The 16,891-nt window shown below is 68.6% G+C and carries 14 protein-coding genes; 8 read left to right on the forward strand and 6 right to left on the reverse strand.

All coding sequences use genetic code 11. From position 1 onward, the window contains the following. Positions 1–13: 13 nt before the first annotated feature. Entirely contained in the window at positions 14–694 is a 681-nt protein-coding gene (locus AX709_RS13155; protein WP_066549927.1) for an MBL fold metallo-hydrolase, read from the reverse strand. Positions 695–776: 82 nt separating this feature from the next. On the opposite strand from AX709_RS13155, the gene pabB reads away from it, so the two are divergent. From pabB to AX709_RS13175, 5 genes are all read left to right on the forward strand, one after another. Then, a complete protein-coding gene (pabB, locus tag AX709_RS13160; protein ID WP_066549931.1) occupies positions 777–2,579 on the forward strand; it encodes an aminodeoxychorismate synthase component I in 1,803 nt (600 codons plus the stop codon). Between the two features lie 40 nt (positions 2,580–2,619). After that, a complete protein-coding gene (locus AX709_RS13165; protein WP_066480678.1) occupies positions 2,620–3,819 on the forward strand; it encodes a pyridoxal phosphate-dependent aminotransferase in 1,200 nt (399 codons plus the stop codon). 140 nt (positions 3,820–3,959) lie between these two features. Next, the gene (locus AX709_RS18680) at positions 3,960–4,115 is read left to right on the forward strand and encodes a hypothetical protein (RefSeq protein ID WP_156437767.1); all 156 of its coding nucleotides are present in this window, start codon (positions 3,960–3,962) and stop codon (positions 4,113–4,115) included. Positions 4,116–4,163: 48 nt separating this feature from the next. Continuing rightward, positions 4,164–4,829: a peptide-methionine (S)-S-oxide reductase MsrA gene (gene msrA / locus AX709_RS13170; protein WP_082731257.1), complete on the forward strand. Its 666-nt coding sequence runs from the start codon at positions 4,164–4,166 to the stop codon at positions 4,827–4,829. Between the two features lie 74 nt (positions 4,830–4,903). Beyond that, positions 4,904–6,502, forward strand: coding sequence for a hypothetical protein (locus AX709_RS13175; protein WP_066549934.1), 1,599 nt, complete (start codon positions 4,904–4,906; stop codon positions 6,500–6,502). Here AX709_RS13175 and AX709_RS13180 read toward each other — a convergent pair. From AX709_RS13180 to AX709_RS13200, 5 genes are all read right to left on the reverse strand, one after another. Next, positions 6,486–7,634 (reverse strand): GNAT family N-acetyltransferase, encoded by a 1,149-nt coding sequence (locus AX709_RS13180; protein ID WP_066549937.1) that lies wholly within the window; start codon positions 7,632–7,634, stop codon positions 6,486–6,488. The two genes, AX709_RS13175 and AX709_RS13180, sit on opposite strands and share 17 nt — an antisense overlap. 64 nt (positions 7,635–7,698) lie before the next feature. Continuing rightward, positions 7,699–8,979, reverse strand: a complete 1,281-nt coding sequence (locus AX709_RS13185) for a mechanosensitive ion channel family protein (protein WP_066549939.1) — start codon at positions 8,977–8,979, stop codon at positions 7,699–7,701. Continuing rightward, a complete protein-coding gene (gene metC / locus AX709_RS13190) occupies positions 8,976–10,172 on the reverse strand; it encodes a cystathionine beta-lyase (RefSeq protein WP_066549941.1) in 1,197 nt (398 codons plus the stop codon). The genes AX709_RS13185 and metC overlap by 4 nt, the downstream gene beginning before the upstream one ends. After that, a complete protein-coding gene (sseA, locus tag AX709_RS13195) occupies positions 10,173–11,012 on the reverse strand; it encodes a 3-mercaptopyruvate sulfurtransferase (RefSeq protein WP_066480672.1) in 840 nt (279 codons plus the stop codon). A 60-nt stretch (positions 11,013–11,072) separates the two neighbouring features. Next, positions 11,073–12,614 carry a cryptochrome/photolyase family protein gene (locus AX709_RS13200; RefSeq protein ID WP_197418979.1) on the reverse strand — a complete coding sequence of 514 codons (1,542 nt, stop codon included), beginning with the start codon at positions 12,612–12,614 and terminating at the stop codon, positions 11,073–11,075. 41 nt (positions 12,615–12,655) lie between these two features. On the opposite strand from AX709_RS13200, the gene queF reads away from it, so the two are divergent. The 3 genes from queF to AX709_RS13215 all read left to right on the forward strand — a co-directional run bounded on the left by queF (position 12,656) and on the right by AX709_RS13215 (position 16,885). After that, the gene (gene queF, locus AX709_RS13205) at positions 12,656–13,102 is read left to right on the forward strand and encodes a preQ(1) synthase (protein ID WP_066549946.1); all 447 of its coding nucleotides are present in this window, start codon (positions 12,656–12,658) and stop codon (positions 13,100–13,102) included. 167 nt (positions 13,103–13,269) lie between these two features. Next, a complete protein-coding gene (locus AX709_RS13210) occupies positions 13,270–15,561 on the forward strand; it encodes a glycosyltransferase family 4 protein (RefSeq protein ID WP_066549949.1) in 2,292 nt (763 codons plus the stop codon). A gap of 43 nt (positions 15,562–15,604) precedes the next feature. Beyond that, positions 15,605–16,885 carry a glycoside hydrolase family 130 protein gene (locus AX709_RS13215; RefSeq protein WP_066480666.1) on the forward strand — a complete coding sequence of 427 codons (1,281 nt, stop codon included), beginning with the start codon at positions 15,605–15,607 and terminating at the stop codon, positions 16,883–16,885. Positions 16,886–16,891 lie beyond the last annotated feature (6 nt).

Raw genomic sequence — 16,891 nt, forward strand, 5'->3', positions numbered from 1 at the left:
GATCTTCCGCCCCTCAACGCCCCGCGAGCGCGCGGTCGCCGACCAGCGGATTGGTGCGGCGTTCATGGCCGAAGCTGCTCGTCTCGCCATGCCCCGGCACGAAATGGGTGTCGTCGCCGAGCGGCCACAGCCGCCCGGTGATCGAGGCGATCAGGTCGTCGTGATTGCCCATCGGAAAGTCCCAGCGCCCGATCGAACCGCGGAACAGCACATCGCCGACCACCGCGAATCTTGACGGCGCGTGGTGAAAGACGACGTGACCCGGCGTATGGCCGGGGCAGTGATAGACGTCGAGCACCAGATCGCCGACCGTGACCTGGTCGCCATTTTCGAGCCAGCGATCAGGCTCGAACACTTCGCCGCGCACGCCATAGTTGCGGCCGTCATCGGCCAGCCGGGCGATCCAGAACCGGTCGGCCGCGTGCGGCCCCTCGATCGGCACGCCCAGCTGGCGGGCGAGAACGCCCGCCTGGCCGCAATGGTCGATATGGCCGTGGGTGATCAGGATCTTCTCGATCGTCACGCCCAGCTGCGCCGCCGCCCCGGTCAGCCGGTCGAGATCGCCGCCGGGATCGGTGAAGGCGCCGCGCATCGTGGCAGTGCACCACAGGATCGTCGCATTCTGCTGAAGCGGCGTCACCGGAACGATCGCGGCGCGCAACGGCGGTTCGCCGGCGGAAGGGGCTTGGGTCATGGCCAGCGGAGATAGGCAAGGCGACGGGCGGCGGCAACACGCACTTGCCCCGGCGGCGCGCGCGCTGCATGGCCGGGCGGCCATGATGTCCGGCACGTCCCCGCCCTTCGTCCTCGTCGACGACGCCCGCACCCCCGGCACGCCGGCACGGCTTTATCGCGACCCCGTCCGCATCCTGCGCGCCGACCGGCTCGACGCGGTCGCGCCGCTGCTCGACGCGATCGACGCCGCGGTGGCGCAGGGCGCGCATGTCGCCGGGTTCCTGGGCTATGAGGCCGGCTTTGCGCTCGAACCCCGGCTGACGCGCCACGCCAGCATGCTTGTCCCCGACGGCGACGACCGGCTGCCGGTCGGCTGGTTCGGTGTGTTCGACGCGGTGACGCCGATCGATGCCGATGCGTTGCACGCCGCGCTGCCGCCCGGCGACGGCGCCTATGTCGGCGCGGCGGTGCCCGAGATCGATCCGGCGGGCTATGCCGCCCGCTTTGCCACGGTGCACGACGCGATCCTGGCCGGCGACATCTATCAGGCCAACCTGACCTTTGCGGCGCGCGCGCCGGTCGCGGGCCACCCGCTGGCGGTGTATGCCGCGATCCGCGCCCGCGCCGCCGCCGGCTATGGCGGGGTGGTGTGGACGGGCGAGGACTGGCTGCTCAGCTTCTCGCCCGAGCTGTTCTTTGCCGCCGCCGACCGCCGCATCGCGGTGCGTCCGATGAAGGGCACCGCCGCGCGCGGCGACACGCCGGAGCAGGATCGCCAGGCCGCGGCGGCATTGCGCAACGACCCCAAGCAGCGGGCCGAAAACCTGATGATCGTCGACCTGATGCGCAACGACCTGTCGCGCATCGCCCGGCCGGGCAGCGTGACCGTGCCCGAGGCCTTTGCGATCGAGACCTATCCGAGCGTGCACCAGATGGTGTCGACCGTCGCCGCCGAGCTGCCCGACCGATGCCCGCCATCGACGATACTGCGCGCGCTGTTCCCGTGCGGATCGATCACCGGCGCGCCCAAGCTGCGCGCGATGGAAATCCTGGCCGAGGTCGAGGGCGGGCCGCGCGGCGCCTATACCGGCGCGATCGGTACGGTGACGCCGCAGGGCAGCGCGCAGTTCAACGTCGCGATCCGCACCCTACATCTGAAGCCCGGCGCATTGCAGGCGCGCATCGGGCTGGGATCGGGGGTGGTCGCCGATTCGGTCGCCGAACAGGAATGGGTCGAATGCTTGACCAAGGCCGCGTTCCTGACGACGGGGGCGCGGCCGACCGACCTGGTCGAGACGATCGCCTTCGACCCGCTGGAGGGGATGCCGCTGCTCGAGCGCCATCTGGAGCGGATGCGCGCAAGCGCCGCCGCGCTCGGCTTTCGCTTCGACCGGCATGGCGCGCGCAACGAGCTGCAGGCCGCGACCTTCCGGCTGCGTGCGGCCGCGCGGGTCCGGCTGTTGCTCGCGCGCGGCGGCACCGTTGCGATCGAGGTCGCGCCGATGCCCGCCACGCCCGCACTGCCGGTGCCCGTCGACGTCCGGCCGTTGCCCGTCGACGCCGACGATTTCCGGCTGGCGCACAAGACGAGCGACCGGCGCCACTGGGTGGCGGCGCGGGCCGGAGCGACGACGTTCGACACGCTGTTCATCGACGACGCTGGCCTGCTGACCGAGGGCAGCTTCACCTCGATCTTCGTCGAGCGGCCCGACGGCATGCTGATGACGCCGCGGCTGCGCCCCGGCATGCTGCCGGGCGTGCTGCGCGCGCACCTGATCGCGGAGGGCCGCGCGGTCGAGGCGGACCTGACCCCGGCCGATTGCGCGCAAGGATTGTTCGTCGGCAATGCGCTGCGCGGACTGATTGCTGCGCGGCTGGTTGCGGATGACGAGGGACGCGGCTAAGGCCCGCGACGATTTCCCAAGCCCGCAAAGGTCCCGCCCCATGAAGCCCTCCGCCGCGCTCGGCCGCATCCAGCCCTCCGCCACGCTCGCGATGACCGCGCGCGTGTTCGAGCTGAAGCGCCAGGGCATCGACGTGATCGGGCTGGGCGCGGGCGAGCCCGATTTCGACACCCCCGACTTCGTCAAGGATGCCGCGATCGAGGCGATCCGCGCGGGCAAGACCAAATACACCAATGTCGACGGCACGCCCGAATTGAAGCAGGCGATCGTCGCCAAGTTCGCGCGCGACAACGCGCTGACCTATGGCATCGACCAGGTGACGGCGAATGTCGGCGGCAAGCACACGCTGTTCAACGCGATGGTCGCGACGATCGATGCGGGCGACGAGGTGGTGATCCCCGCCCCCTATTGGGTCAGCTATCCCGACGTCGTCCAGTTCGCGGGCGGCGTGCCGGTCTATATCGAAGCCGGGGCCGACCAGGCGTACAAGATCACCCCTGAACAGCTCGACGCCGCGATCACGCCGCGGACCAAGTGGGTGATCCTCAATTCGCCGTCAAACCCGACGGGTGCGGCCTATTCGGCGGCAGAGCTCAAGGCGCTGGGCGAGGTGATCGAGCGCCACCCGCATGTCTGGGTGTTCGCCGATGATATGTACGAGCACATCCTGTACGACGGCTTCGAGTTCGCGACGATCGCGCAGGTGTGCCCGTCGCTTTACGAGCGCACGCTGACCGTCAACGGCTGTTCCAAGGCCTATGCGATGACCGGCTGGCGGATCGGGTTCGCGGGCGGGGCGGCGTGGCTGATCAAGGCGATGGCCAAGCTTCAGTCGCAATCGACCAGCAATCCGTGCTCGATCGCGCAGGCCGCCGCCACCGCCGCGCTGACCGGCGACCAGTCGTTCCTGAAGGACCGCGCCGCCGCGTTCCAGCAGCGGCGCGACCTGGTCGTCGCTGCGCTCAACGCCATTCCCGGCATGACGTGTCCGACACCCGAAGGCGCCTTCTACGTCTATCCCGAATTCAGCGCGCTGATCGGCAAGACGACGCCCAAGGGCCAGGTGATCGACAGCGACGAGGCGATGATCGGCTATCTGCTCGACGAGGCGCGGGTGGCGGCGGTGCACGGCGCGGCGTTCGGCCTCTCCCCCGCGATGCGAATCAGCTATGCGACGTCAGAAGCGCTGCTGCGCGAGGCGATGGCGCGGATTGCGCAGGCGTGTGTAAACTTGCGCTGAACGGCACGGCCAGCCGTCGTTCATCGATGCGCGGCCAGAACGATCTTGCGATCCGGCAGCGGCTCCCCATCTGACGCTCAGCGTCGACGGCGACGCCCCCGCCGAATCGCGGCGACAGAAATTGTTTCGGACCAGATGTGATGCGGATTTTTCCACGCGGCAGCTTCGCGCGCCCCTTTGTCAGCGGCTTTGTGCTGGGCACGATGGGCCTGATCGCGATCCAGTCCGCCGACGCGCGGCGCGACGGCATCGGCAGGATCGTGCCCCAGGCGGCTGTAACCGAAACCACTCGCTGATCGAACCCGTGCACGACTATAACGGTCGTCATGGACAAGGATCACGCGATGAACTGGACTCTCCCCTCCCTCGCCATCATCGGACTGGCCGGCGCCTTCGCGCTGCTGACCCCGGTCGCGGGGCATGCCGAACGTGCGGTCGCGATTCCGGCCGCCGCGCGCGACGTGCCCGCGAGCGCGGGGCTGCAGACCGCAGTCTTCGCCGGCGGCTGCTTCTGGGGCATGGAAGCGGTGTTCGAGGAAGTGAAGGGCGTGAAGTCGGTGGTCAGCGGCTATGCCGGCGGCACCCGCGAAACCGCGACCTATGACCAGGTGACGACCGAGCGCACCGGCCATGCCGAGGCGATCCGCATCACCTATGACCCGCGCCAGGTCAGCTACGGCACGCTGATGCGCGTCTTCTTCTCGGTGGCGCACGACCCCACCCAGCTCAACCGTCAGGGCCCCGACCGCGGCCCGAGCTATCGTTCGGCGATCTTTCCGCAGAACGCCGCCCAGAAGGCGGCAGCTGTGGCCTATATCGCCCAGCTGGGCCAGACCAAGGCCTATGCCAGCCCGATCGTGACCAAGGTCGAGAACGGCGCGTTCTACGAGGCCGAGGCCTATCACCAGGATTTCGCACGGCGGAACCCCGGGCACGGCTATATCGTGCGCTGGGACAAGCCCAAGGTGGCGGCGTTCCGCACCGCATTCCCGACGCTGCTGAAGAGCTGAGCGTCGGCGGCTGACAGCACCGGTGCGCGCGCCCCTTGCGAAGGGGGCGCGCGCGCTCCTATGAGCGCGGTCGCATGGGCATTTCCGATCCCCGACCGCTGCACTGGTGGCAGACGCGCTGGTTCGTCGTGCTCGCCGCGATCGTCGCCGCCATTCCGCTGGTCTGGCCGGACATTCCGCCGCTGGTCGACCTGCCCGGCCATATGGGCCGCTATCGCGTTCAGCAGGCATGGGACGCCGCGCCGCACCTGCACGAATGGTATCGGTTTGAATGGGCGCTGATCGGCAATCTCGGCCTCGACCTGCTGATGGTCGTGCTCGAGCCGCTGATCGGGCTGGAACCCGCGGTCAAGCTGGTGGTGCTGACCATCCCGCCGCTGACCGTGCTTGGTCTGCTGTGGATCGCGCGCGAGGTGCATGGCCGCATCCCGGCGACCGCGCTGTTCGCGCTCCCGCTCGCCTACAGCTTCCCCTTCCATTTCGGCTTCGTCAATTTCGCGCTGTCGATGGCGCTGGCGCTCAACGCCTTCGCGCTGTGGCTGCGCCTGGCGCGGCTGGAGCAGACCAGGCTGCGCGCGGTGGTGTTCGTGCCGATCGGGCTGGTGATCTGGGTCACGCATACCTTCGGCTGGGGGACGTTGGGGCTGCTCGCCTTTTCGGCCGAGCTGATCCGCCAGCACGACAAACGCGGCGGCTGGATCGCGCCCTGGTTTCACGCGGGGCTGCACTGTATCGCGCTGCTCCCCCCCGCCATCCTGATGCTGGCGTGGCGCGCGTCGGGCGACGCCGCTGGCCAGACGGGCGACTGGTTCGACTGGCGGCTGAAGATGCAGTGGGTGACGATGGTGCTGCGCGACCGCTGGCAGCTGTTCGACCTCGCTTCGGTCGGCATCCTCTATCTCATCCTGTTCAAGGGCTTTCGCGATCCCAACATCCAGTATTCTCGCCATTTGAGCGCGTCGGTGGTCTTCCTGCTCGCGATCTTCATCCTGTTGCCGCGCGTGGTGTTCGGATCGGCCTATGCCGACATGCGGCTGGCACCCTATCTGTTCGCGATCGCGCTGATCGCGCTCAGGCCAAAGCCGGGGCTGACGATCCGCGGCGCGACGCTGCTGGCGGCGGCGGGGCTGGCGTTTTTCGGCGCGCGCATCGCGGGCACGACGTACAGCTTCTGGCTTTACGACCGCGATTATGACCGCGAGCTCGCCGCGCTCGACCGGTTGCCGATGCAGTCGCGACTGGTGACCTTTGTCGGCGAGACGTGCTTCAACGAATGGCGGATGACCCGGCTGGAGCATTTGCCGGGCATCGCGCTGGCGCGGCGGCTGGCCTATGCCAACGACCAATGGTCGATGGCGGGCGGCCAGTTGCTGACCACCCGCTACAAGATTGCGGGGCGGTTCGCGCACGATCCGTCTGAGCTGGTGACGGATGTCCAGTGTCCGCGCCAGTATTGGCGGCCGGTCGCGCGCGCGCTGACCCGCTTTCCGCGCGAGGCGTTCGACCATGTGTGGATGATCCAGCCTCCCCCGTATGACGAGCGGCTGCACCAGGGATTGCAGCCGCTATGGCGCAACGGGCGCAGCGGCCTCTATCGCGTCGACCCGCGCATTCCACCGGCCGAGCTGCGACCGGAGGACACGCCGCGCCACTGGCTCATGCGGACCTCCTGAACGGCGTCAGCTCGCCCAGATATTCCTGCTCGACCGCGACCGCGGCACGCTCGCGCACCAGGAAATCCTCGACGGCGCGACGAAAACTGGGGTCGGGCAGATAATGGGCGGACCAGGTCGTCACCGGCACATAGCCGCGCGCCAGCTTGTGCTCGCCCTGTGCGCCCGCCTCCACTGTCGCCAGGCCGCGCGCGATGGCGGCGTCGATCGCCTGATAATAGCACAGTTCGAAATGGAGGAAGGGCACGTCCTCCACGCAGCCCCAGTAGCGGCCATAGAGCGTGTCGGCGCCGATCAGGTTGAGCGCGCCCGCGATCGGCCGGTCGCCGCGCATCGCGAACATCAACAGCACGCGGTCGCCCATGCGTTCGCCGAGCAGCGAGAAGAAGCTGCGGGTCAGATAGGGCTGCCCCCATTTGCGCGCGCCGGTATCCTGGTAGAAGTCCCAGAACGCATCCCAATGCGCTTCGGTGATCTCGCCGCCGGTCAGGTGCTCGACGCGCAACCCGTCGAGCGCGGCGGCGCGTTCCTTGCGGATCGCCTTGCGCTTGCGGCTGGCGAGATCGCCGAGAAAGGCGTCGAAGTCGCCATAGCCGTGATTGTGCCAGTGGAACTGCACGCCCGCGCGGGTCAGCCAGCCGGCGCGCTCGAACACCGGCAGCTGGCCGGGCGCGACGAAGGTCGCGTGCGCCGAGGACAGGCCGTTCTGAACCGCGACCGATTCGATCGCGGCGATCAGCTCGCCCGCGCGGCGATCGCCCGCATCGGGCCGGACGAGCAGCCGCGGCCCCGGCACCGGGGTGAAGGGCACGGCGAGCTGGAGCTTGGGATAATAACGGCCGCCGGCGCGGTGCCACGCGTCGGCCCAGCCATGGTCGAAGACATATTCGCCCTGGCTGTGCCCCTTGAGATAGGCGGGTGCGATCGCGGCGGGTGCCCCGTCGGCACCGTCGATGATGATCGGCGCGGGTTGCCAGCCGGTGCCCGGACCGACCGACCCCGATTCCTCCAGGATCGTCAGAAAAGCATGGGCGAGGAACGGGTTGTCCGCGCCCGCGCACGCATCCCACTGCGCGGCCGGGATCGCACTGACGCCTTCGGCAATACGGGCGATGAGCGGCGGAGACGTCACGGCGCCAGATGTAGAGGCTGTCGGCGACGGTGCAATGCCGCCCCCGGGGCAGGGCGCGCCGGGTTCACGCCGGCGGGGCGGCGCCGGGCCAGCTTTTCACGTGCACGTCGCGTTGCGGGAACGGGATTTCGACGCCATGTTCCTTGAACAGCCACCACACCCGGTTGAGCACGTCGGAGCGCACATTGCCGACGCCGCCTTCGGGATCGCTGATCCACGCCCGGATTTCATGATCGACCGAGCTGTCGCCGAACTGGGTCAGCCAGACATTGGGCGGCGGCGATTTGAGCACGCGGGGGCTTTCCTCGGCAGCGCGCAGCATCAGTTGCTGCGCGAGCCGCAGGTCGCAGCCATAGGCGACACCGAGCGGGATGCGCACGCGCACGTTGCGATCCGAATAGGACCAGTTTTCGACCCGCTCGGTCATCAGGATCTCGTTCGGGATCAGATGCTCCTTGCCGTCGCGGGTGATGACCGACACCGCGCGCACCCCGATCTTCTTGACCCAGCCGGCATCGTCGCCGACGACGATGACGTCGCCCGGCTTGATCGACCGGTCCATCAGCAGGATGATCCCGGCGATCAGGTTGCCCACCGTCTTTTGCAGGCCGAAGCCGACCGCCAGCCCGAGCGCGCCCGAAAACACCGCGAAGGTGGTGAGGTCGATGCCGAGCAGGTCGACGCCCACGAAGAAGGCGACGACGATGATCGCGATGCCCGCGAGCTTCTGGAACAGCACGCGCTGGGCGGGATCGAAGCCGGCCGACTGGCCGATGGCATGATTGATCACCCGGCTGGCGAGCCGGGCGGCGGCGAACAGCACGATCCCGGCGATCAGCACGGTGGTGACCGACCACAGACTGACGCGCCGCGCGCCGACATCGATGCCGACGCGGTCGAGCGTGGTCGCGACCGGCGTCAGGCCGCCGACCGCCGAACTGAACAGCGCGACGAAGACGAAGCCGGCGACGCCCCAGGCCGCAAAGGGCGGGAGGCGTACGCCGCGCAGCAGCGCCAGCGCCGCCAGTGCCGCCGCCGCGCTCCAGGCAAAGCCGATCGGCAGCGACGCCAGCGGTCGCCAGGGCCACGCCGCGAAGATCAGCGCGAGCAGCAGCGCGGCACCGGCATGGCGGACGATGGCGCCGATGCGCGGCGCAAACGCCCCGTGCAGCCCGGCGCGCTCCTCCGCCAGCCGGGTGAGCCGGGGGGCGACCGCGCGGCCGATCAGAACGCCGGCCGCCAGCGCCGCCAGCGTGAGGCCGCTCGCGGCGGCGAGCTCGACCAGTTCGGGCGTGGTCGGCACCGCGACGTCGAGGCCGCCGAACCAGGCCGTCACCCGCTTCATGTCGCCGCGCGGAACCGGTCGAGCCCGGCGGCGAGGTCGGCGATCAGGTCGGCGGGATCCTCCAGCCCGATCTGGAGCCGGACGACCGGCCCCTCGGCCTGCCAGCGGGTGGCGGTGCGATAGCGCGCCGGATCGACCGGCAGCGCGAGGCTTTCGAACCCGCCCCAGCTATAGCCGATGCCGAACAGGTCGAGCCCGTCGATCAACGCCGCCCGCGCCGCGTCGTCGCCGCCGGCGAGCACGAAGGCGAACAGGCCGCTCGACCCGCGAAAGTCGCGCGCGAACAGGTCGTGCCCCGGACAGCCGGGCAGCGCGGGGTGGAGCACCCGCGCCACCTCGGGCCGCGATTCGAGCCAGCGGGCAATGGCGAGGGCGCTGGCGCCGTGCTGGCGCATCCGCACGCCCAGGGTGCGCAGGCCGCGGCTGGCGAGCCAGGCGTCGTCGGGGCTGACGCACTGGCCAAGCTGGTGGCTGGTCTCGCGCAGCGCCGCGAAGCGGCTGGGCGCAGCGGTGACCGATCCCAGCATGACGTCGGAATGGCCGACGACATATTTGGTGCAGGCCAGGATGGCATAGTCGACCCCCATCGCGATCACGGGGAGCAGCAGCGGGGTTGCCCAGGTATTGTCGATCAGCGTCGTCACCCCGCGCGCCTTTGCCGCGGCGACGATGGCGGGCACGTCCTGTACCTCGAAGGTCAGGCTGCCCGGGCTTTCCATGAAGATCGCGCGCGTCGCCGGGCCGATCAGGTCGGCGATCCCCGCGCCGATCAGCGGGTCGTAGAAGCGCGTGGCGATGCCCATGCGCCGGAGCAGCCCCGTCGCCAGGCTGCGCGTCGGATCATAGGCGCTGTCGGTCAGCAGCAGCTCGTCGCCGGGCGACAGCACCGCAAGCAACGCGGCGGCGATCGCCGCGACGCCGGAGGGGTAGAGGAAGGTCGCCTCCGCCCCCGGCTCGAGCGCGGTCAGCGCGTCGGCGAGCGCCCACTGGGTCGGTGTGCCGCGTCGGCCGTAGAACAGCGTGTGGTGGGTGTCGCTGCGCGCGGTGGCGCGCAGGTCGGCGACCGAATCGTACAGGATCGTCGACGCGCGCCAGACCGGCGGGTTGACGATGCCCGTCGTCCATTCCGGGCGGCGGCCGGCCGTGACCAGGCGCGTATCGTCGCCCCGGTCGCGGTCGCCGCCCCCCGCCATTCAGGCCGCGCCCATCGCCTTCGGCGTCGAGCGGTCCGCGCCCCATTCCGACCACGCGCCGTCATAGAGCGCCGCCGAGTTGCCGAGCAGGTGGAGACCGAACAGCAGCACTGCCGCCGTGATCCCCGAACCGCAGGTGGTGACCACCGGCTTCGTCACGTCGATACCCGCGTCCGCAAATGCGGCTTTCAGCGCGTCGCCCTGCTTGTAGGTGCCGTCATCGTTGAACAGCTCGCCATAGGGCAGGTTCTTCGACCCCGGAATATGGCCGGCATGCGTCGCAGGGCGCGGATCGGGCTCTTCCCCGGTGAAGCGCGCGGCCGAACGCGCGTCGACCACCTGTTCGGCACCGCTGTCGACATTGGCCTTCATCTGGTCGAGCGTGCGCACGCTCTTGTCGTCGGCCCACACCGTGAAGTGGCGATGGCGCAGCGTTTCCTTGCCCGACTTCACCTCGCGCCCCTCGGCCTGCCACTTGGCAAGGCCGCCGTCGAGGATCGCGACGTCGTGCGCGCCGAAATGGCGCAGCATCCACCAGGCGCGCGCCGCGGTCTTGAGCGGCGAATTGTCGTAAAGGACGATGCGGCTGCCATCGCCCAGCCCCAGCGACTGCATGCGGCTGGCGAATTTCTCGGGCGGGGGCAGCATCGACGGCAGGCTGGTATTGGCGTCGGCGATGTCGGCCAGGTCCATGAACACCGCGCCCGGAATATGCGCGGCCTCATATTCCGCGGCGGCGTTGCGGCCGTGCTCCGCCAGGAAATAGGTCGCATCGACGACACGCAGGTCGTTCGCGCCAAGCTCACCCGCCAGCCATTCGGTCGTCACCAGCGATTGCATGTCGATCGTCTCCTGAATTGTGCCCTGTGCCGCTGGCGCGCGGCCCCTGTCGCTTCCGCTTTAGGAATAACCGCCGCCCGCGTCGAGATGGTCCAGAAACCCTTTGGCCTGCGCGCGTATCCCGGCTTGCGTCTTTTCGTCCATGCGGTCCCAGTTGCGATAGGGCATGGCAAGGCGCTGATTCTTCCCGAGGCGCGGGCGGTTGCGCGCCAGGAAGTCCCAGTAGAGCGCGTTGAACGGACACGCATCCGGGCCGGTGCGCTGCTTCACGTCATAGCGGCAATGACCGCAATAATCCGACATCCGGTCGATATAGGCCCCTGACGACGCATAGGGTTTGGACGCCAGCAACCCGCCGTCGCCGAACTGGCTCATGCCGAGCACATTGGGCGCCTCCACCCACTCATAGGCGTCGGCATAGACTTCGAGATACCAGCGCTGCACCTCGACCGGATCGGCCCCGATCAGCATGGCGAAATTGCCGGTCACCATCAGCCGCTGGATGTGGTGGGCATAGGCATGGTCGAGCGTCTGGCCGATCGCCTGGGCCAGGCAGTGCAGGTCGGTCTCGCCGGTCCAGTACCAGCCGGGCAGCGGGCGTTTGGCGTCGAGGAAATTGCGCTGCGGATAGTCCGGCCCCTCACGCCAATAGATGCCGCGGACATATTCGCGCCAGCCGATGATCTGGCGGATGAAGCCTTCGGCCGCGTTGAGCGGCACCCGTCCGGCGCGGTAGCGCGCCTCGACCTCGCGGCACAGGTCGAGCGGGTCGAGCAGCCCGCAATTGAGATAGGGCGACAGGATCGAGTGCCACAGGAACGGCTGGTCGGTCAGCATCGCGTCCTGATAATCGCCGAAGCTGGCGAGCGCGTGGTCGAGGAAGTGCCCTTGCTGGCGCAGCGCATCGGCGCGGGTGACGGCGAAGTCGAAGCCGTCAAGGCGGCCGGGATGATTGCCGAAGCGCGCCGCCACCAGAGCGAGCACCTCGCGCGTCACGGCGTCAGGCGCGAACGACAAGGGGCGCGGCATCATCAGGTCGCGCGGCGCGGGCTTGCGGTTCTCCTTGTCGTAATTCCACGCGCCGCCTTCGGGCTGGTCGCCGTTCATCAGCAACCCGGTCTTGCGCCGCATCTCGCGATAGAAGAACTCCATGCGCAGCTGCTTGCGCCCCGCCGCCCAGGCGTCGAAATCGGCATGGCTGGCGATGAAGCGCGTGTCGGGGCGGACATCGACCGGGCGACCGAACCGGGTCTGCCACTGGTCGATCATCGCCATGACGCGCCATTCGCCGGCCTCCGTCACGACGATGCGCGCGGGATCGTGGCGGGCGACCGCGCGGGCGACTTCGCCGGTGAAGCTGCCGCTGTTTTCAGGATCGTCGAGCGTCACATAGTCGACCGTCCAGCCCGCGGCGCGAAGCGCGTCGGCATGGTGGCGCATCGCGGCGAACAGGAGCGCGATCTTCTTGGGATGGTGCCGGACATAGCCTGCCTCGTCCGCCACCTCCATCATCAGCACGCGCGCGGTGGCGGGGTCGGCGGCGGCAAGCGACGAGAGGTCCAGGCTCAGCTGGTCACCCAGCACCGGAATCAGCGTGTCGATCGGCCGTTCCAATTTGTCGCCCCGCCCCTATATCCGCGCCGATGACCCCGAAATTCCTTGGCCAGTCCAGCGCGCTCCCGCAATCGCCAGAAGAAGCGACGCTCGATTATGTTCCCAATCCGCGCCCTGGCCAGCTTTATCTGGTCCGCTTCGCCGCGCCCGAGTTCACGTCGCTGTGCCCGGTGACCGCGCAGCCCGATTTCGCGCATCTGGTGATCGACTATGCGCCGGACGCCACCATTGTCGAATCGAAGTCGCTCAAGCTGTTCCTGGGCAGCTTCCGCAACCATCAGGCCTTCCACGAAGATTGCACCGTCGGGATCGGCGCGCGGCTGTTCGACGAGATGAAACCGAGATGGCTGCGCATCGGCGGTTATTGGTATCCGCGCGGCGGCATCCCGATCGACGTGTTCTGGCAATCCGGGCCGGCGCCGGAAGGGCTGTGGGTGCCCGATCAGGGCGTGGCCGGCTATCGCGGCCGCGGCTGAGCGCGACAGGCGACGCAACCCGGCGACCCGTGCGCCGTGCGCGCCAATTTTGCGATTCAATCTTGCTGCATCGCAGCATTCATGCAACTATCTTTGATCGGCTCGGTTTTGACGAATGAGGCGGAGCGAAGAGTCGATCCGCCTCGCACGCGCGAGGAACTGGGAACATGCGGGACGGAGCGACGGTGGCCGCACAGGCCAACACGGTCAATCACATTGCACTCATCGGGAATTTCCTGCCGCGCAAATGCGGTCTGGCGACGTTCACCGCGCATGTCCACGCCGCGCTCACCCAACGTTTCCCCGACCTGACCGTCGACGTCTATGCGATGGACGACCATCCCGGCCGTTACGACTATCCCGCCGCCGTCACCGCGGCGATCGACCAGCATGACCGCGCCGCCTATCTCGACGCGGCGCGCCGGATCGAGGCGAGCGGTGCGCGCGCGCTGTTCGTCCAGCACGAATATGGCATCTATGGCGGGCCGGCGGGCGAATATCTGCTGAGCCTGCTCGACCAGCTGAGCATCCCCGTCATCGTCATGCTCCACACCGTGCTCGAACGGCCGAGCGCCGACGAACGGCGGGTGATGGACGCACTGCTGCGCCGCGCGGCGCGCGTGGTCGTGATGGCTGAGCGCGGGCGCGAGATCCTGGCGCAGGTGCACGACATCCCCGCCGACCGGATTGCCGTGATCCCGCATGGCGTGCCCGACCGCGCGCTGATCGACACCGCAGTGATGAAGCCGCGTTTCGGGTGGGAGGACCGCCCTGTTGTCCTCACCTTCGGCCTGCTCGCGCCCAGCAAGGGGATCGAGACGGTGATCGCGGCGCTGCCCGAAATCGTGCGCGCGCACCCCCGCATGCTCTATGTCGTGCTGGGCGCCACCCACCCCAATCTGGTCGCGCACGAAGGCGAGGCGTATCGCGACGGCCTGATCGCGGAGGCTGCGCGGCTGGGGGTCGCCGACAACATCCAGTTCGTCGACGCCTTTGTCGAGGAAGACGACCTGCTCGATTATCTCCAGGCCGCCGACCTCTACGTCACGCCCTATGTCAATCCGGCGCAAATCACGTCGGGCACGCTGTCCTATGCCGTCGCGATGGGCAAGCCGGTGATCGCCACCCCCTATGTCCACGCCAACGAGATCCTGGCCGACGGCCATGGCGTGATCGTCCCGTTCGGCGACAGCGCCGCATTTGCGCGCGCGATCGCCGGCCTGCTCGCCGACCCGGTCCGGCGCGACACGATCGCGCGGCGCGCCTATGCGCGCGGCCGCACGATGCTGTGGCCGTGCCTGGCGGAGGCGAGCATGGCGTTGATTGCCCCGATGGTCGCCGGGCATCCACGCCGGCTGCAGCGCAATACGCTGGGCGACGTCCCGATCACGCCGCTCCGCCCCGACCTGGCCGCGATCGAACGGATGAGCGACGCGACCGGCATGCTTCAGCATTCGATCTATTCGGTGCCCGATCGTGCGCACGGCTATTGCATCGACGACAATGCCCGCGCGCTGATCCTGATGAGCCGGATGCCCGGCCTCGATGCCGAGACCCGCGACCGTTGGACCACCATCTACGCGGCCTTTGTCCAATATGCCTGGAATCCCGATGCGCGGCGGTTCCGCAATTTCATGCGGTTCGACCGCAGCTGGTGCGAGGATGCCGGATCGGAGGATTCGAACGGCCGCGCCTTGTGGGCGCTGGGCGTGACCGCCGCCGAGGCGCATCTCGCCAAGCATCGAGACTGGGCGCGCATCCTGTTCGACCAGGCGGGCGAGATCGCTTGGGAACTGGGCAGCCCGCGCGCGCGCGCCTTTGCGATGCTGGGTGCGGCGGCGATCGTGTCCGCGCATCCCGGACATGCCCTTGCGACCCGCATCCTTTCGCGCTTCGGCGAAGAGCTGATCGCGTTGCTCGATCAGGCGCGGCGGCCGGAATGGCAGTGGTTCGAGATCGTGCTGGCCTATGACAATGCGCGCCTGCCCGAGGCGCTGATCCGCGCCGGCATCGCGCTGGATCGTCAGAATTTCGTCAAGGTCGGGCTGCAGACGCTGGAGTGGATCGTCGCGCGCCAGACGTCGCCCGAGGGCCGGTTCCGCGCGGTCGGCACCGAGAGCTTCGGGCGCGCTTATGCCGACCCGATGCAGTTCGACCAACAGCCGCTGGAGGCGCAGGCGACGATCGATGCCTGTGCCGCCGCGCACGCCGCGACCGGGGATGCGCGCTGGATCGACGAGGCGATGCGCGCCTATCGCTGGTATCTCGGCCACAACGACCTGGGCCTGCCGCTGGCGAGCGTGCAGGATGGCGGCTGTTTCGACGGGCTGATGCCGACGGGGCTCAACCGCAACCAGGGCGCCGAATCGATCCTGGCGCTGCAACTTGCCTCTTCGGCGATTTACGCGCTTTCAAATCAGGCCGGAAACGTGGCAGATCGGCATCGCGTCGTCGCTTGACCGACAATGCCCATGGCGGCGCGTGATGGGCGTGGGGGGCCGGATGCTCGATCTGTTTAACCACCCGGTGCGTCTGCGCGCCGATCCGTCGCGTGTGGTGGTACGTCCGTTTCACATCGGCTGGCAGCGCAACGGCAATTCACCGAGCCGCACCGAACGCCTGGTCCGCGAGGTGCTCGACATGTCCCCGCGCGAGGCGCGGGCGCAGCTTCAGGACGTGCTCAAGGATTTCGAGGCGCGCCATTGGCAGACGCGGCGCGTGTTCATGACCCGCTATGACGAGATCGAAGCCGTGTTGGGGCTGGACGGATCGCAGATCGGTGACGACAAGCGCCAGCTGATCGGCGCCTATTTCTGCCACGAATACAGCTATGCCGCCGCCGCGCTGATGAACCCGAGCGCGGTCCCCCACCCCGACCAGTCGGGCATGCCGCCGGGCAGCATGCGCATCCTGATGTCGATGCGCGCGGTCGGCGAGGGCCACATCTCGTCGATCGCGTTCCGCGAAGGCGTGCTGAGCACCGGCAACCAGCTCGAACTGGCCCCCCAGCCACCTTTTGCCACCTCCGCCGATGCGGTGTGCCTTGAGGATTGCGTGCCCGAAGGCGCGGTGACCGTTCACCGCCACCGCGACAGCACGCTGTCGGGCACGGTCCTGTTCCCGATCACCCACGCCCAGTCGAACGGGCTGGAGGACCTGCGCCTCACCCGCTTCATGCACGCCGACGGGTCGTTTGAATGGATCGGCACCTATACCGCCTACAACGGCTCGATGATCCAGTCGGAGCTGCTGCGCACCCGCGATTTCCGCGCGTTCGACATGGTGCCGATGTCGGGATCGGCGGCGCGCAACAAGGGGATGGCGCTGTTCCCGCGTCAGATCGACGGCGAGTATCTGATGATCGGGCGGCAGGATGGCGAGAACCTGTTCCTGATCCGCTCGCACAACCTGACCCACTGGAACGAGGGCACGCGCCTGCTCGAACCGCATTATCCGTGGGAACTGGTCCAGATCGGCAATTGCGGCCCGCCGATCGAGCTCGACGAGGGCTGGCTGCTGCTCACCCACGGCGTCGGCGCGATGCGCAAATATTCGATCGGCGCGGTGCTGCTCGACAAGGCCGATCCGTCAAAGGTGCTCGGCCGCACGCGCGAGCCGATCCTGGCGGCGGCAGATCAGGACCGTGAAGGCTATGTGCCCAACGTCGTCTACAGCTGCGGCGCGATCCGCTACGATCACACGCTGTTCATTCCCTATGGCGTCGCGGACAGCTCGATCGCGTTCGCCTTCGTGCCGATTCAGTCGCTGCTCAAGGTGATGTAGCGGCCC

This window comes from Sphingomonas sp. CCH15-F11 (assembly GCF_001557005.1).
In the GTDB taxonomy this organism is placed as follows: domain Bacteria; phylum Pseudomonadota; class Alphaproteobacteria; order Sphingomonadales; family Sphingomonadaceae; genus Sphingomonas.

What these genes read in the sequence shown, in the direction of transcription:
- AX709_RS13175 (WP_066549934.1), top strand. Translation starts at nt 4,904, where the DNA reads ATGGGCATTTCCGATCCCCGACCGCTGCACTGGTGGCAGACGCGCTGG.
- queF (WP_066549946.1), top strand. Translation starts at nt 12,656, where the DNA reads ATGACCCCGAAATTCCTTGGCCAGTCCAGCGCGCTCCCGCAATCGCCA.
- sseA (WP_066480672.1), bottom strand. Translation starts at nt 11,012, where the DNA reads ATGCAATCGCTGGTGACGACCGAATGGCTGGCGGGTGAGCTTGGCGCG.
- AX709_RS13215 (WP_066480666.1), top strand. Translation starts at nt 15,605, where the DNA reads ATGCTCGATCTGTTTAACCACCCGGTGCGTCTGCGCGCCGATCCGTCG.
- AX709_RS13185 (WP_066549939.1), bottom strand. Translation starts at nt 8,979, where the DNA reads ATGAAGCGGGTGACGGCCTGGTTCGGCGGCCTCGACGTCGCGGTGCCG.
- AX709_RS18680 (WP_156437767.1), top strand. Translation starts at nt 3,960, where the DNA reads ATGCGGATTTTTCCACGCGGCAGCTTCGCGCGCCCCTTTGTCAGCGGC.
- AX709_RS13165 (WP_066480678.1), top strand. Translation starts at nt 2,620, where the DNA reads ATGAAGCCCTCCGCCGCGCTCGGCCGCATCCAGCCCTCCGCCACGCTC.
- msrA (WP_082731257.1), top strand. Translation starts at nt 4,164, where the DNA reads ATGAACTGGACTCTCCCCTCCCTCGCCATCATCGGACTGGCCGGCGCC.
- AX709_RS13210 (WP_066549949.1), top strand. Translation starts at nt 13,270, where the DNA reads ATGCGGGACGGAGCGACGGTGGCCGCACAGGCCAACACGGTCAATCAC.
- AX709_RS13155 (WP_066549927.1), bottom strand. Translation starts at nt 694, where the DNA reads ATGACCCAAGCCCCTTCCGCCGGCGAACCGCCGTTGCGCGCCGCGATC.
- metC (WP_066549941.1), bottom strand. Translation starts at nt 10,172, where the DNA reads ATGGCGGGGGGCGGCGACCGCGACCGGGGCGACGATACGCGCCTGGTC.
- pabB (WP_066549931.1), top strand. Translation starts at nt 777, where the DNA reads ATGATGTCCGGCACGTCCCCGCCCTTCGTCCTCGTCGACGACGCCCGC.